This window comes from Paraburkholderia panacisoli, assembly GCF_008369935.1.
GTDB classification, from domain to species: Bacteria; Pseudomonadota; Gammaproteobacteria; order Burkholderiales; family Burkholderiaceae; genus Paraburkholderia; species Paraburkholderia panacisoli.
Window position 1 is genome coordinate 1 of the sequence record NZ_VTUZ01000061.1, and the last position, 15,720, is coordinate 15,720.

Below are 15,720 nucleotides of genomic sequence, written 5' to 3' on the forward strand. Positions count from 1 at the left end.
TTGCCTGTCGCATCTTCTCCAGCGCCGCAAGTTGTTGTTCGACGAGTGCGAGCCGTTCGCACTCGCGCATTAACCGCTCACGCAGCTCGTGCGGTAACGGCGCTCCGTCATGGCAGCGCACTTCCTCGCGTTCGAGCCGCTTGGCGAAGGTACGGTGATCGACCGCATCCCAGCAACCGAGCGTGACCAGGAGCTTACGCATCCGGTCGCGGTGCTGCAGCACTTCCTTCTGCAGTTGGCCGCGCTCGCGCATCAGCTGGCGCGATGCCTCATCCTGCGGTGACGGCACGTGCACGACGTGCATGCGGTCGCGCTCGCCGCGCAGCCATGCGCGCAGATTGATCACCAGCTTGATTACATCGAGCCGGTCGGTCTTCGCGCGCCGCCTGTGACGTTCAACCGGGGTGCTGGCCGGATCGATGACGTAGCACTCGATGCCGTGCACCTGCAGCGCGCGACAGATCCAGAATGCGTCCTGCCCGGCCTCGTAGTTCACGACCGTGCGTATGCCGGCCGGCAGCGACCACTTCTCCTTGTGCGCCTCGATCAGGTCCAGGACCGCCTGCAGGCGCGCCGCGGCCTGTGGTTGTGCGAGGGTGTGCACGGCCGGCTTCTCGCGCCGGCCGTCGTGAAGCGCGACTTTCCATTTGGCCGCCGCCAGTTCCAGCGACACTGCCAGCACGAGTACGTCACCATGACCCGTGTATGCCTGATCGGTACGCATGATGTTCTCCTGTGAGCAAACCTCGGCAAGCTGATTTTAGGCGTCAGCACGTCGAGGCCCTCGCTTCATAGGATCTGATATCCGCGGGTTGGATACCGCATTACAGAGGTCCGCCTCATGAGCCTGCCGCTAACTTCCGCCGCAAGTTGGTGATGCCCGTTGCGTAATACCATCGCGGGTTGCTCGGATGCCGGGCTGCGCCGCCTTCAGGAAACTCCTTCCGTTGTTTGGACAATCACACACAGGCCGCGGGCAGTTTGCTGCGAGGTATTGCAAGCGACATGGCCAGTCGACTGATATCCCAGATGAACGCGGCCAGTTCGCGGGCAATAGCCACGACCGTGATGTTGATGGGCTTGCCTCGCGCGGTCAGCCGGCGGAATCGTCGGCACAGCCGTACCTGGGCGTCCCAGGCGCGGTCGATGATGGCCTTGGGCAGACCTTCGAGACGGGCCTGGATTTCGGGACTGACGCGGGCAGGATGGCGGTAACTCCAGGCCGCTTCGACGAGCAGTCTTCGGGCGTAGCTGTTGCCGGTTTTGGTAATGCTGCCTTGCCGGCGCGGCTCAGTCCACGCCCGTGCGGCTCTGGCAGCAATGCTAACCCGCGTTCAGTTTCCCCACGGCGGGCCAGCCCTGCCTCACTCAAAGTCATACTGCCTTCCGCTTTCAGTTGAGCTTGCAACTCGCAACCGTCACTCGCCCCAGCGACACTTCGATGGCAGTCACCAGGCCACATCGGCCTTTCGCGTGGACACGTCGGCCGACGGGAGCTCGCGCCCAGACCGGCCATTCATGCCTTTCAAATTGGAGCCATTCGGCAATGACCGCTGTCGCACGGTCGCGAACTGGCGCTATCGACCCTGAGTAGCCTTACGCGATTGCGTTGACGCAACGGCCGTTTCTGCGGTGTACCGGCCACCCATCCCTTGCATGGGATGGCGGGTCAGCGGCTGGAGGAGTGGTCGAAATGTCTTTTTCTCGACGCCCCTGAGAAGTAGTAGAGGTCTTTGGGGTCAAGCCTTCGCGTCCAACAAAGCCACCATTGATCGACCGCGTTGCATAGCCATCCCAAAGTCCATGACAGAAAAGCGGCTTTCTGACTCGTCGCCTTTCATTGGCGTGTGGCTAAATCAACGTCCTCAGCAAAGAAGCGGCGACGTGCTGCTTCGTCGCTTGGTGTATCTGGCCCGAGCCCCGACAGATCCGGCGCGCGATCCGGCTCGTTGGCGAGTTGCGGCAATACGCGTGCGCGGCGCATGTCGGCCATGTGGCCGGTCTCGTACAGCAACCTGGTGAGCCAGTCTTCGACGCGGTGCAGTGCCCCGTAATAACGGTCGTGCTGTTGCGCGTACCAGTGTGCGGCGGCCTGCCAGTCGTCGGTGCCGAGCAGGCAGTCGCGTAGCACCCGGACATCCCGCAGTGTCAGCGACAATCCGCATCCCCACGACGGGTCGCTGGCGGCGGCTGCATCGCCGATCAACGCCACCCCGTCACGATATGGATGACCAACCCAACAATCGGCGCCCGGATAGGCCGCGAGCGGGCCAGCCATGCTGGCGCCAGCGTACCAATCGCGGGGCACGCCGGTTGCGACGCACCCATCGACGAATTCGGCGATATGCCTGCTACCGCTAACGGGGTGCCGCTGTGCGACCCCATACACGAAATAGGACCGGAACCGTTGCTGGCCGATCGGAAAAATTAGAGCGCCCTGACCGCACGACGGATTCTGGAAATAGTGGACCGCATCTTCCGGCGCACCGAGCCCTTCGTGCAGTACGCCCGCAATGACTAGCCGTGGCGGGTCCTGGCTCACGATGAAGCCCGCCGCACCGCGCACCATCGACCGGCGACCGTCTGCGCCGACCACCAGGCGGGCCGACACACGCTCCTCGCCTTGGACTGTGCGCAACCGCACGGCCGGTGCATCCCCAGGCTCGACGCCGACGACTGCCGTATCCCGGCGCACGATCGCGCCGGCCGCTTCGGCTGCGTCGAGCAGCGCGCGTTGCATCGCAGGATGATAGAAGTTAAGGCAGCCGCAGTGCGCCGGTGTTGTTTCGACCAGGTCGCGGCAGTCGCGCGGCACAGGTCCAAAGTAACGCTTCCACCAGCGCACCTCATGGGCACCACTGTCGCGCAACAGGCCATCGATGCCCAGCGTACGTGCCTCCGCGACGCCCCACGGATGCATCCCCTCCCCGCGTACGCGGTCCTTGAATGCTGCCTCGCGCTCTACGACCAGCGTGCGGACTCCCTGCATCGCCAACGAGCGACCCAGCGCCGCGCCACCCAGACCGCCACCCACGATGACGACGTCCCAGTTGCCGTGTGCCATTGCTGACGATCCTCCGGGAAATTCGGGTCATGCTGTCACGTGTTCGACTATCCGATAGACGACTCTCGGATAGGACTTTGCGAGTGTGTGCGCTCGATCCGGGCAGGAACCAAATACCCGCCCCGCTACGTATGTATCTACGTACATCGGTGTGAGGGCAAAGAAAACCGCCGGCGGAGCACAAATGTCTGTGGCCCGGCGTGCTGGAGCATGCCGGCGAGGTCTGGGCAGGCAGGAAGTGCTCACGGTGAATACGCAATATCGTCATCCGCATTGAGGCTGCGAAGGGCTCGCACGCCAGGCTGCAGATGGCCCCGGTCGGATGTTTTGATTCAGACGGAAGAAATTGGTTGGATCATATTTGTTCTTTACTTCCACGAGGCGCGAATAATTTTCGCCGTAGGCGGAGCGTAGCCGCTCCCCGCCCTCCTCGCCGAGGTTGTTCGCGTAGACGCCGCCGGTCGAGTACGGTTTGATTGCGTCCCACACCTCGTTCGCCCATCGGATAGCCGCGTCGTCGTCCGCCGCATTGTCCCAGATTGCAACTGGAAAGCAGTCGTAGAGCGCATCCCGGTTCACATACGGCGTCTCCGTTTTCTGTATGCGGGCGATCGCGCCGCCGACCTGCTGCAACACGAGCATCGATGCAATGGTAGGCGCGGTCGCGTAGACCCTCAGCATCGTGTCGATCGCCGTGTCGGTGAGTTCACGAAGAAATTGCGCCTTCCAGTAGTAACGGCGGCCGCGCGGAAAAATGCTGTCGCCACCTGATTGAATTTGCAGATACGGGATCGCGGCAAACCGGTTCTCGACCGGCGTGCCATATTCCCTGATTGGCCTGATGACCCGAGTGCCCGCTTCCACGGACCCGGTGTAGCATGCCGAAATACTGAAGAACCGCTCACCAGACGGCGCAGTGACGAGTGCGGCGTCGAGACTGAGTTCGTCTGGCGCTTGGCTGGAAAATGCGGAATAGAACCGCATTGCATCACGCGCCTGATCGTAGCGATGCAGCACCGACCCCGCCAGCAGTTGCGGCCCGACCGGATGAAGCTGATATTCGAACGCCGTGACGATGCCGAAGTTGCCGCCTCCGCCGCGCAGGCCCCAGAACAGATCCGGATTTTCGAAGCGCGTTGCCCTCAGCGGGAGCCCGTCAGCGGTGACGACGTCGGCGCCAGTCAGATTGTCGCAGGTCAGCCCGCATTTTCGGCCGAGCTTGCCAAACCCTCCTCCGAGCGTCAATCCGGCAATGCCGGTATCGCTGTTGACACCCATCGTGGTCGCCAGACCATGGGCTTGCGTCGCAGCGTCGAACTCGCCGAGGCGAAGACCGGCTTCGGCGCGTGCAACACGGCGCAACGGATCGACCTCGATCCGCCTCATACGCGACAGGTCGATCACGACGCCGCCGTCGCAAACTGACATACCCGCGACATTGTGGCCTCCGCTGCGAACCGCCACGAGATGGTTGCCTGACCGCGCGAAGCGAACCGTCTCGATAACGTCGTTGGCATCGGCGCAATAGACGATCATCGCCGGCCGCCTGTCGACCATGCCGTTCCATACCTTGCGAGCGTCGTCGTAACGAGGGGTGCCCCGAATGACAGCTTCGCCGCGTAATTTCTGGCGAAGTCGTGTGATATCCCATTCCGGCGGATCGAGGCTGACACCGGAACTCTGGTTAGTCTGACGCACGTCCATCGAAACGCCTCCTCGTGTCCGGTACGGGGGCAGTTGCCCGTCTACCCGCCGAGGATCCTCTCATAGGGTACTGCCTGTGGCAAAATCAAAGATCTCAGTTACCGGATGACATTAATTCATCCAGGCATGTCATGAGGAAGCTGCTTCCGTTGCGGTCCCTTCAGGCATTCGAAGCTGCGGCGCGACACCGGAGCTTTAAGGGTGCGGCGGCGGAACTCGGGGTGACGCCAACGGCGATCAGCCATCAAATCCGGCTGTTGGAAGACCTGTGCGGTCAAAGACTGTTCCAGCGGCATCCACGACCTCTTGCGCTGACGACTGCGGGCGAGCGATTGTTCCCCCAGTTGCGAAACGGCTTTGACACGCTGACACATGCAGTGGCGTCGCTCGCTGCGCCGCGTGATCCACCCCCTCTTCGCGTGACGAGTCCCAATGCTTTCGCAAGCCGATGGCTGGTTCCGCGTCTGCCGAAATGGCGGGAGATGCACCCGGATATTCCATTGGAGATCATCGGGACCGACGCTGTCCTCGATCTGCGCGCGGGCGATGCCGACTTCGCGATCCGCTATGCCCGCGTGATGCCTGCTGGCTTTGCAGCGCAGGAGATTTATCGTGATGCGTTCTTTCCGATCTGTAGTCCGGCGCTGCTTGCAACGAAGGACGGCCCGATCAAGTGTGTTGCCGACCTGCTGCAGTTTCCGTTGATCCATTTCGACTGGATGAACCACGATCCGGAGGCACCGACCTGGCGAAAATGGCTTGCGACCGCAGGCACGATCGACCCAGGTTTGATGGAAACCGATAAGAAGTGCGATTTAAGCTTCCGGGAAGAATTGCACGCGATCGATGCCGTTGTCGCAGGACAAGGGATCGCCATCTGCAGTGATGTCGTAGTTAGTCGCGAACTGAGGTCTGGAGCGCTGGTCAAGGCGCATTCCCTGTCTCTGCAAGGCTATGGCTTTTACCTCGTATCAATGGTTCACCACCCCCGGCAGGCGGCGATCGATGCCTTCTCAGCCTGGATGAGATTGGCAAACTGAAGCATCTGCTACACCGGCCTCTGCGCTCCGGATCGGATCTGCTCACTCGGCATGCCAGAGTCATAAGGGCAAGCCGGTTCCGGCGGACCCGCCTGGAACGGCGAGCCGAAATCCACTATCGTGTCAGTTGAGGTGTATTGCACACGCGCATGATCGCCGGGCGAGATGTCTCGCCCGATGCCGCCGGCAACGATCGCAGGACCGAAGGTGTCCTCTGGAGGGGGGCACTGGCTGCGGGCGCTGCTGGCTTGTTAGCGTCGAAAGATTGCACGCTCGACGCGTTCACGGTCGCTCGATCACGAATGGAGGTGTCTCATGGACACTAAAGGTCTGCTCGTCAGGTTGGAAGTCAAATCCGGCACCGACGACGCCATGGCGGAAGACGTCCTGCGCTCGGCTCTCGCGATGGGGCGGGCGGAAGCCGCAACGACCGCGTGGTTCGCGATCAGATTCGGGCGATCGGAGTACGGTATCTTCGACGTGTTCCCAGACGTTGCCGGCCGCGAGGCGCATCTGGCGGGGCCCGTTACACAAGCACTGTTGGATGCCGGCGGCAGCGTGTTTACCGGAGCGCCGCTGATTCAGGAGTTCGATGTCCTGGCCAGCAAGCTTCCTGCCACATCATCGGGCGAGCCCGTCACGAAGGCGCTGCTCCTCACGTTCAAGGCAAAGGCTGGCCATGAGTCACAAGTTGCGCAGTTCCTTCGCGACGCGCAGGCACTCGTGGAGCAGGAACCCAAGACCGTTGCCTGGTTTGCCATCCGCCTCGACGAGGGTCACTTCGGCATCTTTGACGTCTTCCCCGACAACGGCGCTCGGTTTGCGCACTTGACGGGTCATGTTCCCCGGGAACTCGCCAAGCATTCGCTGTCATTGCTGGGCAGCGTGCCGGATGTCGGAATGCTCGATGTGGTCGACGCAAAATGGGTCGACCGGTCTGCGGGACTGCGGTGAACGTTTAAGCAGACGGCGAATGAGGCTGACAGGGAACCTTCCCCACCGGCAGGAATCTGCCGGCGTGTCGTATCGTCAATCACTGCACAAACAGCCTGATGGTGAGTCGTGTGGCGGTACCCGCCCCCGAAGTTTTCAGGCAAGACCGTCCGTGTTCGACCCTCATGCGCCCGTCGGGCCGCGCAAGCGGGATGACTGTTCCGCAGGCCGTTGCTGCCCGAAGTTGCGTCCGATGCGCACGAAGATATGCGCTGTAGCGCATCGCATGTGAGCGGGATAGGTGGAATTGCGCCGGTAGCGTTCAGCCTGCCCCCACAAGAGGCATCCGGTCGAGGCTCCCCGGCCGACTGCCCCGCAGAGTGTTACTGTCCCACTTCTTTAAATGTCAGCGCATTTTTCACGGACGTCACGCCGGGCACAGTCTTTGCAATTTCGGCCGCCTTGTCGATATTACTGGCGTCAGTGACGGATCCCGCGAGGGTCACTGCGCCGCCTTTTGCAATGACATTGATTCTGGAAGTGCTGACGCCGCCCTTCGAGAGGGCGCGAAGCACTTTTTTGCTTAGTGCGCGATTCGCCTGTCGGGCGGCTTTAGCACTTCCCTCGGCCGCCGGCGCTGTCGACGTATCGGCTGATTCGCTGGTCTGGGGCCACGCATTGACCGATGCGATCACGATCAATGCGCCGCTAGCAAACTTCAGGATATTGTTGACTTTCATTGCTCGCTCCAGTTGTCAAGAGCCACGACAAATCCCGCGAGGGATCGTGGGTCCGCCATGACACGGCCGTTGGCCACGCTCAAGGGCGGCGGCTCGCAAGTCAGCACAGGCGAAACCGCGCGATTGTTGAAATAGCAGTCTGTTCCAATTTTCCTCGCGAAACCATGGGACCTTGGTCCCATAGGAAGACGAAGGAATGAGGCCAACATACAATGGTCCAGCAGATTAGTGCACTAGCCAGCACCTGGTCCAGATACGGTCGTTGACCCGTCAAACGGGCCTGCGTCGGCGGCCTGGAGCATGCGAGCAAACGATGACTGATCTAGACGAGTCTTCGCAGATCTGAACCATCCATTTGCGCTCGCTTTGCAGAACTGCAAACAAACACACGCACCATAAGGCTTACCCGATGTCCCTTGCCGGCTCGAAACGAGCGCTTCGCTGAACGAAAGCGGGTGTCTCAGTTTGGCCCGGTACTGCCCTAAGCAAACGGCATGCTTCGACCGCTTCTCGCAAGGTAGCGATCGGCAATACGCGCCACGTCCCGTACAGCGGAGAAGGTCGCGCGAATGTCGCGTTTCGGTCCCAGGAGGGAACGCCGGCGAACTTCAATCAGGTGGCGAACATCTTTGAGCCGATTAACGCACTGGATCCACTTTCATGCGAGCGCGCCACTCTTCTATCGCCACAGTAGGCGCGTCACCGCGCGCAGATTAACTCCGCCGGCGCACCAATCCGTAAATGACCAGCAGGACGATCGCGCCAATTACCGACGCGACCCAGCCCGCCGCCTGGCCTGGTTGATACCAGCCCAGCGCACGCCCGACATAGCCCGCAATCAGCGAGCCGGCAATGCCGAGGATGATGGTCATAATGAGGCCCATCCTGTCGTCTCCGGGTTTCACCGCCCGCGCAATCAACCCGACGACGAGCCCTACAATCACCGTACCAATGAAGGAAAGCATGCCGACCTCCCAAGACCGTGAGTGCTACGGTTTTCTTTTACTACGAGCTACGGTTTCACTGCGATGCTTTTCGAAGCATACGCGCTAGATGCGGCAGTCGTCCGCCATGTGCTCGTCGGTTCGCACATCGAATCCACTGCTGCAAAACGCCTGTCCGATAGGAATGGTCCGATTCGAGGCGCCGGCTAAAGGCGTCGAATCAACCTCGACGCTTGCCGGGTAGCCACGACGGCATAGCGGCGCTTTAGCGCGCAAGGCCGTGCGGCATGTCATCGCGAGCCGTGTGGCGCTAGCGGAACGACTCGCCCTAACCGTCGTCCGATCCCGCGCATCGCCGACATGAGAGGAAAAAGCATGAGGGAACGACCTCAAGCCTTGGCGGAATCGCTCAGCATGACAGTCCAGCCGAGGCCGCGCACATTGCGGATAACTGACTGTCCGAACTTCTTGCGCACCGAATGAATCAGCACGTCGACCGCATTGCTCTCCACCTCCTTACCCCAGCCGTATAAGCGATCTTCCAGCTGATCGCGCGACAGGATCGTGCCGGGGCGCTCGAGAAACGCCAGCATCAACGCGAATTCGCGCGCCGACAGTACCGACGTCACGCCATTGCAGCATAGCGTGCGCTTGTCGAGATCGAGGTTGAAGGAATCGTCGCCAAGGCGTGACACCGCATAGCCCGCCTTGCGGCGCAAGACCGCGCGAATGCGGGCAAGCAGTTCGGGAACGTCGAAGGGTTTGAGGACGTAGTCATCGGCGCCGACGTCGAGGCCTTGCACGCGCGCCTCCAGGTCGTCGCGCGCCGTCAGGATCAGCACCGGCACCTTGTTGCCGGCCGCTCGCGACGCTTTCAGCAAGTCGATTCCGCTCATGCCCGGCAAGCCGAGGTCCAGCAGCACGACCGTGTATTCAGCGGCCGCGATCGCCGCGCTGCCGGCGTTGCCGTCGCGCACCCAATCGACGCTGTAGTCAGCGTCCTGCAACGCACGCAGCAGGCTTTGTCCGATCTGCAGGTCGTCTTCAACCAGTAGAACTCGCATGATGTCGTTTCCACAGCAACGCATAGTGTCGTTGGCCGCGGCGCCAGGAACGAAGTACGGGCTACGATTCCTGGCCGGAGCCCGCCAGTGCAGCCGCCACGCGGGCACGGGTCAGATCGCATCATAACTGACGCGCGCCCGTGGCGGCCACCGCGCACGCGGTGCACGCCATCCTGCCAGCAAGCCAGACGAAAAAAAGGCCGACCGCTCATGCGATTGGCCAAAGGGTTCCGACTTGCACCGATCGACGTGCCTGTACCTGAGGGATCTGCTTCAGCGACCTCAGGTTAAACGCGGCGCACCGGAAACGAACGAGTAAGTCGACGCGACCTAAGATCCGGACGGAAATCCGATCGACGCGACGATCCCCGACCGGCCGTCATGACGATTGCGCAAACTCGCCACGCCGCCGTATTTACTCGCGATCGCCTTGACGATCGACAGTCCGAGGCCGCTGCCCTCGATTTGCGTATTCGCACGAAAGAAGCGGTCGAACACCCGTGGCAGCAGTTCTTCCGCAATTCCGGGCCCTGTGTCGGTCACGTCGATCCATACCATGCCGTCGCGTATCTGTACGCTCAGATCGACCTTGCCGTCGTCCGGCGTGTAGCGGATCGCATTGCTGACCAGATTGCGCACCGCAATGCCGACATCGGCTTCGACCGCGCGGACAAACGCGCTAGCCATTTCGTCGGCGCCGATGTCGATGCCCCGCTTCATCGCGATCGGCAATACTTCGGCCACTGCATTGACGACCACAGCGGGCACGTCGACGCGCTCCAGCGTATCGGTTTGCAGAACCGCGTCGGCACGCGCGAGCCTGAGCAGTTGCGCGATCAGACCGCCGCTGCGTGTGATGCCGCTGCGCAATTCGCGAAAACGCTCCTGGTTGCCGGGCGCGATATGCGGCTGCAGATTGTCCGCCTGCAATTGAAGCGCGGTGAGCGGCGTGCGCAGTTCGTGCGCGGCGTCGGAGATAAACTTTCGTTCCGACTCGATCGATTGTGCGAGCCGCTCGATCATCAGGTTGATCGAGTCGATGAAAGGACGTATTTCGATCGGCACGCCCGACGTCGACAATTGCTGAAAGTGGCTGACGTCGATCCCCTGCACTTGCGCGCCCAAACGATTTAGTTTGCGCAACGAGCGGCGCACGACGAGCAGCACGGCAATCCATACCAGCGGCACGAGGACGATCATCGGCCACAGCGTCTTGACTGCACGTTCTTCCGCAAGCTCGTGCCGCACCGCCGAGCGTTGCGCGACCTGAATCGCCATCGACGGCTCACGTAGCGTGTAGATGCGCCACTCTTCGCCGCTAACGGCTCTCGTCGCGAAACCCGCCGGCGCCTCGCGCGGCAGCGCCAGGGTCGGTTCGGTCGACCGGTAAGGGGTGACCTGATCGTCCTTCCAGATCGTGATGACAATGTCGCCTTCCGGTTGCGAGCCGCGCGCGGGAATGGCCGGCAGCGAATCCGCGAAGCCGCCGCGCATGCGGCCGGCGACCTGTTCGAGCCGAAGGTCGAGCAGCGCACTCATGCCTGCTTTCGAGAGCTGATACGAACTGACGCCCTGCACCACGCCGACGATGCTGACCAGCACGCAAAGCGCAAAGACAAGCTGGTTTCTTAGAGACTTGATCATAGAGACGCGGAAAAGTGTTTCGTCCAGCCGGTGATTCGTGGACGCCGGGACACTCAGTGCATCGCGAGAGACGGGTGAGACAGGCTTTTGTTGTGAAACGATTCTACACCCCCGACCTGGCGCTTTCTGGCGTCGAATCGACGGCAACGACGCGCAGCCTTTGCTGCGCGCCCACCGCTTGCAACGAGTGATAGAGAACGGCTTTCACTTCGCTCAGTGCTTGATATAGATCGACTTCAAGCCGACGTCGTACAGCGGATGCATCCCGGCGCCGCTTTGCGACGCGCCATCGGCACCACCACCATAACCGGCTGATGCGTCGCGTTGCCGGTCGACGCCTGCTTCGGCGACCTGAATGCCCGCGGGGTCATGCGTAGAGTCGCCGGCGGTGTCGTAGCCGGCCTGTGCGAGTTGCGCGAGTTGAGCCTGCACTTGCGCGTGCGTCGCCGGCTCGTTCGACTGGGCGAACGAAGCGATCGGCAACGCAAGAGCAACGACAAGAGCAGCGGTTTGGACCAGCGAATTCATGATGTTTCCCTCCAGATGTGTTTTCGGTCACCCGGTAAGTCGGGCGTCCTCTGCCATCGACTGCACTGTAAAGAAGAAGAATTAGCGAAGAATGAGCAGCCGTTCGGATGTGCGTCAGGGGGTCGCCGCCGCGGCAGCGGCCTGCATTTCGTAGCGCGCTTCCTGCATCAATTGGATCGCGCGTCCGGCGTGGCCTCCCATGTCGTAGTCGTTCGCACGTTGCGCCGCGCGCATCCGTTCGATGGCCTGCTGCGCGTTGAAGTCGGCGGCTTCGATATTCGGATGGCGGCTCATGAAATAACCGTCGTCGGCGACCGCGCAGCCCGAGATCAGGGAAAGCGCGACGGCGGTGGCAGCAACCATCGTCAACTGTCTTTGCTTCATGATGCATGCTCCATTGAGGTGATGAACGTCCCGTGTTCGGGCATCCCGCCTGCCCATGGCGATTGAGTCAGCGTTTGACCCAGGCGCCTGCATTAGCGCCAGTAGCCGTATCCATATCCGTAGTGCCTGTACCACCCGTGCGGATGACCGTAATAACCAACGATCACGGGCGGCGCATAGACGGGAGGCGGCGGAGCGTAATACACGGGGGCGGGCGGCGGTGCATAGACCGGCACGGGCGCGAAGGGCACCGCGGCCACCACCGGCACCACCGGCACCGGCGCCCCGATGCCGACACCGACGAACACATGCGCCTCGGCAACACTCACGAGGCCGACGCTCAATACGGCGGCGACTCCCGCCTGGCGAATCCCTTTCATGTTTTTCTCCTTGACCTCCGGCGCAACGAATTGCTGCATCGGTTGACGTGCATCCTGGTCGCGGAGAATGAGGAAAAAATGAGCGGCTGTTGTCGTATGAAACAGGCGATGGATCACAACGTGATTGATCTGCGCAGTGAGCGCACGCACCTCATTTCCGCCTAATTCACGGCGCCTACGATTCGCTCGTCGATGCACGGGTTCGAGTTCGAACCGCCGGTCAGAAGCGCAAGCGCGTCTGGCACGCATCGGACTGAAGCGACGATGCGGACCGCCGGCCCGACATGCGCCGCGCCACTCAAGGAGCACATCATGTTTGCCGCATTTTCCGAAAAACTGGGGTCGTTGTTCTTGCCTTCCCACTACGACGAACGGGAAGCGTATCTGGCGTCATCGTCCGATCTCGTTGATCTCGAACGCCGCATGCGCCATCTCGACAGCGCAGGCTATGCGTTCAGTCTGCATTCGAGCGCCATGCCGCGCGACAACGAACTGTGAGCGATCAACGGACAAGGAGAATCGACATGCGTCACTATCAATGCGACAGCCCCGAAGCCGCGGCACGCATCGTCGCGGCCTGCTTACTGGCGGACGGACACGTAGGAGCGGATGAGATCGAAGCGCTCGAGCGCCAAGGCATCGAACAGCGATTGTCGTTGCGCCCGCGTCAGTTTCTCGCCGTTGTGCAGACGTTGTGCGAAGACCTGACTTGCGCCGCCTACCTGAATTGGGGCGATGCGTGCAAGCTCGATCCCGTCATCGTCGCGCAACTCGCGGCCGACGTGCAGGACTGGCAACTGCGGCGTGACGTCCTCTGCCTATGCAAGGAAGCCATTCATGCGGACCGGCATATCTCCAGCGGAGAAGCCAGATTTCTTTGTTTGCTGCGCGCTGCGTGGGAGTTGCCGGAGCACGCGGATTGGGCAGCGTATCCACGCGAGGTGATCAGACTCGCGGGCTCGCATCGAGTGAAATGACTGAAGGGCCAGCCGCGTCGCTTTCGAGTCAGCAGTCGTTTGGGATTTTTATCGTAGACGACCGCTGCCGCAGGGACACCGCGCGGCGGGCTCGTGCAGGAGACAGAAGGAGAACCCGGCCGTGGGACCGCTGCTCATTTTCAACTCACTTTGCTGAACGAATATGAGTGCAGGCGAATCAGCGATTCACGCCAACCAAAGCGATAAGGATGGTCACCATGTTCAAACAGCCTAGCGACAGCAGCCATGCAGACGTCGTCGCTCGGGCGCTGCGGGCTATAGCAGCAATGACCGCAGCACCCGCAGTTGAGCCGCCGGAACAACGCGCGCCCGCCAGTGAGCAGCCAGATTCCCGCGATGAACTACTGCCTTACATCATGCTCGGCATGGCTGCCGCATGTGACGACAATGCGTTCCAGTCCGATGCCGACGCACGCGACGCCCGTCACGCTCATTCATCGCTAAGTTTCGGCCGATACGATGCGTTGCATTGAAGCGACGCACTCAGCCGATCACGGAGGATGCCCATCATGATTGAAGTGCTTGATTTACTTTTCGACATATCACTAGCGGTAGTCAGCGCAGCGGCCACCGGTTCGATCTTCGCGTTGCTGATCGGTCAGATTGCTGTCGCGCACAAACATATCGTCAGACATTTGGGATCGAGCCGGCTGGCCAACGTGGGGTGGCTGCGGGCCGGCCGCGCCCGAACGCACCAGCACACTTAGCATCGGCCGATTGAATCGGCTTCCTGAACGCCGCACCCTGACGCGCCGCGTTCATTACGCAAATCAAGGAGACCAGCATGTACAAACATATTCTCGTCGCCGTGGGTCTCAACCCGGACTTGACGACGTTGAAATCCGCTATTGAGATCGCTTTGGAATCCGGCGCCCGCGTCACCGCGCTGCACGTGGTCAACCCGGCAGCCCATCTCCCCGGGCTGGCCGATCGCACCTTCTGCGCCACGCTCCGGACGTTCGAAGCGCTTGGGCGCACGGTGGTCGACCGGAGCAGGCGCGCCCTCGACGAAGCGCAATGTCCGGGCGACGCGCAAATGCGGATGTTGCCATTCGGAGATGTAACCGTCGGGCAGGTCATCGCCGACGCCGCCGACGAACTGGGCGCGGACCTCGTGGTTGTCGGCAGCAACGACCCGGGCTGGTTTCTCCTCTATCTCCAGAACATGCAGAAGGACGTGGTGCGGCGTTGTCGCACGCGCGTGCTGGTGATGACCCCAGCGTGCCTGCCGAAGGCGCGGCATGCAACGGACGCTGTCGTCGCCCGACGGCAATCAGCCCAACCCCGAGCGGCGCGCAAGGTCAATGCAAATGCAACGAGTTGAGGAGTTCGGACAGACCCAGCCAGAAAATCTGCACACCGATGCAGAAGATCGCGAAAGCGAAGAGCCGCATGGCGATCTGTGTGCCCGACGGGCCGAGCAGCCGCGCGATATGGGCGGAGAAACGCACGCACAGATAGATGCTGACGCACACCAGCGCCAGAGCCACGCCGACACCGATGAAATGAACCGGCTGCAGACCGGCTCGCGGCGAACCGGTGCCGAGCGCAATCGCAACGGAGATCGCACCCGGGCCGACCGTTACCGGCATGGTCAATGGATAAAACGCTTTGCGGCGCAGCGAGTCCTCGCGGGCACTCAGTGCCTCTGGTCTCGCGGCCTCGCCACTCTCGTCATCCGACGCCTGTAGCAGATTCCAGCCCGCCGCGGCAATGACGACGCCGCCGGCCACACGCAGCACGGCAATGGAAATGCCGAGGAACGACAGCAGATAGGCGCCGACCGAGAGCGACACCAGCAAAATCACAAAGCTGTTGATCGCGATGCGGCGGGCCATTTCCGCCCGCTCGGCTGGCGACGCATACGGCACCAGGCTGAGGATGATAAAAGCGGCTGCCGGCGGGTTGATGATCGGCAGCAGCGCGGTGACAATCAGCAGTACAGTCGCGGTCAACTCATGAAGCATGGTGGGGATCCGGTAGCCAAACCGAATAATAGCAACCCGGGTTCTGCCGCAGGCTGTGGAGGAAGGTGGTTCGCTTCCGAAAGTTTAGTCAGATAACGGGGGTTATCGCGCCCTCCCCGCATCGCCGGCGGTGCCGGACATCTGAATCTGGCCCAGACACGTCAAAAATTCATTGACTTTAGTAATGTCAAATTCAGACATCCTACTTCGCGTAGCGAAACGGGACTTGCGTTCTGCGCTAGTTTCGCCGACTTGGATATCCCGCTGCGCGTCCTATACTGAAAGGGAGCCGCGCGGAAGCCGGCGCCTGATGCAGAAGCGGACGAGAAA

17 protein-coding genes and 2 pseudogenes are annotated in these 15,720 nt (G+C 61.6%); 7 read left to right on the forward strand and 12 right to left on the reverse strand.

Annotation, left to right across the window (positions count from 1 at the left end):
* From FVF58_RS45095 to FVF58_RS45110, 4 genes and pseudogenes are all read right to left on the reverse strand, one after another.
* Positions 1-724: pseudogene (locus tag FVF58_RS45095) on the reverse strand (IS110 family transposase); the annotation flags it as partial.
* Positions 725-959: 235 nt separating this feature from the next.
* Positions 960-1,286, reverse strand: a pseudogene (locus tag FVF58_RS45100) (IS110 family transposase); the annotation flags it as partial.
* Between the two features lie 551 nt (positions 1,287-1,837).
* Positions 1,838-3,064, reverse strand: a complete 1,227-nt coding sequence (locus FVF58_RS45105; protein WP_149676058.1) for an FAD-dependent oxidoreductase — start codon at positions 3,062-3,064, stop codon at positions 1,838-1,840.
* Positions 3,065-3,328: 264 nt separating this feature from the next.
* A complete protein-coding gene (locus FVF58_RS45110; RefSeq protein ID WP_149676059.1) occupies positions 3,329-4,768 on the reverse strand; it encodes an FAD-binding oxidoreductase in 1,440 nt (479 codons plus the stop codon).
* A 131-nt stretch (positions 4,769-4,899) separates the two neighbouring features.
* Between FVF58_RS45110 and FVF58_RS45115 the strand changes: the two genes are divergently transcribed.
* Both FVF58_RS45115 and FVF58_RS45120 read left to right on the forward strand, forming a co-directional pair.
* A complete protein-coding gene (locus tag FVF58_RS45115) occupies positions 4,900-5,808 on the forward strand; it encodes a LysR substrate-binding domain-containing protein (protein ID WP_149676060.1) in 909 nt (302 codons plus the stop codon).
* A 315-nt stretch (positions 5,809-6,123) separates the two neighbouring features.
* Positions 6,124-6,762, forward strand: a complete 639-nt coding sequence (locus FVF58_RS45120) for a putative quinol monooxygenase (RefSeq protein WP_149676061.1) — start codon at positions 6,124-6,126, stop codon at positions 6,760-6,762.
* A gap of 362 nt (positions 6,763-7,124) precedes the next feature.
* Here the strand turns inward: FVF58_RS45120 and FVF58_RS45125 are convergent, their stop codons facing one another.
* The 7 genes from FVF58_RS45125 to FVF58_RS45155 all read right to left on the reverse strand — a co-directional run bounded on the left by FVF58_RS45125 (position 7,125) and on the right by FVF58_RS45155 (position 12,425).
* A complete protein-coding gene (locus FVF58_RS45125; protein WP_149676062.1) occupies positions 7,125-7,481 on the reverse strand; it encodes a BON domain-containing protein in 357 nt (118 codons plus the stop codon).
* 713 nt (positions 7,482-8,194) lie between these two features.
* Positions 8,195-8,446 carry a GlsB/YeaQ/YmgE family stress response membrane protein gene (locus FVF58_RS45130; protein ID WP_149676063.1) on the reverse strand — a complete coding sequence of 84 codons (252 nt, stop codon included), beginning with the start codon at positions 8,444-8,446 and terminating at the stop codon, positions 8,195-8,197.
* A 368-nt stretch (positions 8,447-8,814) separates the two neighbouring features.
* Positions 8,815-9,489, reverse strand: a complete 675-nt coding sequence (locus tag FVF58_RS45135) for a response regulator transcription factor (RefSeq protein ID WP_149676064.1) — start codon at positions 9,487-9,489, stop codon at positions 8,815-8,817.
* Positions 9,490-9,819: 330 nt separating this feature from the next.
* On the reverse strand, positions 9,820-11,133 hold the full coding sequence (locus tag FVF58_RS45140) for an ATP-binding protein (protein WP_149676065.1): 1,314 nt from the start codon (positions 11,131-11,133) through the stop codon (positions 9,820-9,822).
* Between the two features lie 213 nt (positions 11,134-11,346).
* Entirely contained in the window at positions 11,347-11,661 is a 315-nt protein-coding gene (locus FVF58_RS45145; protein ID WP_149676066.1) for a DUF4148 domain-containing protein, read from the reverse strand.
* A gap of 114 nt (positions 11,662-11,775) precedes the next feature.
* Positions 11,776-12,045: a hypothetical protein gene (locus FVF58_RS45150; RefSeq protein WP_149676067.1), complete on the reverse strand. Its 270-nt coding sequence runs from the start codon at positions 12,043-12,045 to the stop codon at positions 11,776-11,778.
* Positions 12,046-12,137: 92 nt separating this feature from the next.
* Entirely contained in the window at positions 12,138-12,425 is a 288-nt protein-coding gene (locus FVF58_RS45155; RefSeq protein ID WP_149676068.1) for a hypothetical protein, read from the reverse strand.
* Between the two features lie 312 nt (positions 12,426-12,737).
* On the opposite strand from FVF58_RS45155, the gene FVF58_RS45160 reads away from it, so the two are divergent.
* The 5 genes from FVF58_RS45160 (at position 12,738) to FVF58_RS45180 (ending at position 14,747) form a co-directional block, all read left to right on the forward strand.
* Positions 12,738-12,923, forward strand: a complete 186-nt coding sequence (locus tag FVF58_RS45160) for a DUF3563 family protein (protein ID WP_149676069.1) — start codon at positions 12,738-12,740, stop codon at positions 12,921-12,923.
* 26 nt (positions 12,924-12,949) lie between these two features.
* A complete protein-coding gene (locus tag FVF58_RS45165; RefSeq protein WP_188131155.1) occupies positions 12,950-13,402 on the forward strand; it encodes a tellurite resistance TerB family protein in 453 nt (150 codons plus the stop codon).
* Between the two features lie 167 nt (positions 13,403-13,569).
* Entirely contained in the window at positions 13,570-13,896 is a 327-nt protein-coding gene (locus FVF58_RS45170; RefSeq protein ID WP_149676070.1) for a hypothetical protein, read from the forward strand.
* A gap of 36 nt (positions 13,897-13,932) precedes the next feature.
* Positions 13,933-14,130, forward strand: coding sequence for a hypothetical protein (locus FVF58_RS45175; RefSeq protein ID WP_149676071.1), 198 nt, complete (start codon positions 13,933-13,935; stop codon positions 14,128-14,130).
* A gap of 77 nt (positions 14,131-14,207) precedes the next feature.
* The gene (locus FVF58_RS45180) at positions 14,208-14,747 is read left to right on the forward strand and encodes a universal stress protein (protein ID WP_149676072.1); all 540 of its coding nucleotides are present in this window, start codon (positions 14,208-14,210) and stop codon (positions 14,745-14,747) included.
* Here FVF58_RS45180 and FVF58_RS45185 read toward each other — a convergent pair.
* Entirely contained in the window at positions 14,725-15,390 is a 666-nt protein-coding gene (locus FVF58_RS45185) for a MarC family protein (RefSeq protein ID WP_149676073.1), read from the reverse strand. The genes FVF58_RS45180 and FVF58_RS45185 overlap by 23 nt on opposite strands.
* Positions 15,391-15,720 lie beyond the last annotated feature (330 nt).

Bases quoted from the DNA above. Each gene is read 5' to 3' on its own strand.
- FVF58_RS45105 (WP_149676058.1), bottom strand. From the start codon at position 3,064: ATGGCACACGGCAACTGGGACGTCGTCATCGTGGGTGGCGGTCTGGGT.
- FVF58_RS45110 (WP_149676059.1), bottom strand. From the start codon at position 4,768: ATGGACGTGCGTCAGACTAACCAGAGTTCCGGTGTCAGCCTCGATCCG.
- FVF58_RS45115 (WP_149676060.1), top strand. From the start codon at position 4,900: ATGAGGAAGCTGCTTCCGTTGCGGTCCCTTCAGGCATTCGAAGCTGCG.
- FVF58_RS45120 (WP_149676061.1), top strand. From the start codon at position 6,124: ATGGACACTAAAGGTCTGCTCGTCAGGTTGGAAGTCAAATCCGGCACC.
- FVF58_RS45125 (WP_149676062.1), bottom strand. From the start codon at position 7,481: ATGAAAGTCAACAATATCCTGAAGTTTGCTAGCGGCGCATTGATCGTG.
- FVF58_RS45130 (WP_149676063.1), bottom strand. From the start codon at position 8,446: ATGCTTTCCTTCATTGGTACGGTGATTGTAGGGCTCGTCGTCGGGTTG.
- FVF58_RS45135 (WP_149676064.1), bottom strand. From the start codon at position 9,489: ATGCGAGTTCTACTGGTTGAAGACGACCTGCAGATCGGACAAAGCCTG.
- FVF58_RS45140 (WP_149676065.1), bottom strand. From the start codon at position 11,133: ATGATCAAGTCTCTAAGAAACCAGCTTGTCTTTGCGCTTTGCGTGCTG.
- FVF58_RS45145 (WP_149676066.1), bottom strand. From the start codon at position 11,661: ATGAATTCGCTGGTCCAAACCGCTGCTCTTGTCGTTGCTCTTGCGTTG.
- FVF58_RS45150 (WP_149676067.1), bottom strand. From the start codon at position 12,045: ATGAAGCAAAGACAGTTGACGATGGTTGCTGCCACCGCCGTCGCGCTT.
- FVF58_RS45155 (WP_149676068.1), bottom strand. From the start codon at position 12,425: ATGAAAGGGATTCGCCAGGCGGGAGTCGCCGCCGTATTGAGCGTCGGC.
- FVF58_RS45160 (WP_149676069.1), top strand. From the start codon at position 12,738: ATGTTTGCCGCATTTTCCGAAAAACTGGGGTCGTTGTTCTTGCCTTCC.
- FVF58_RS45165 (WP_188131155.1), top strand. From the start codon at position 12,950: ATGCGTCACTATCAATGCGACAGCCCCGAAGCCGCGGCACGCATCGTC.
- FVF58_RS45175 (WP_149676071.1), top strand. From the start codon at position 13,933: ATGATTGAAGTGCTTGATTTACTTTTCGACATATCACTAGCGGTAGTC.
- FVF58_RS45180 (WP_149676072.1), top strand. From the start codon at position 14,208: ATGTACAAACATATTCTCGTCGCCGTGGGTCTCAACCCGGACTTGACG.
- FVF58_RS45185 (WP_149676073.1), bottom strand. From the start codon at position 15,390: ATGCTTCATGAGTTGACCGCGACTGTACTGCTGATTGTCACCGCGCTG.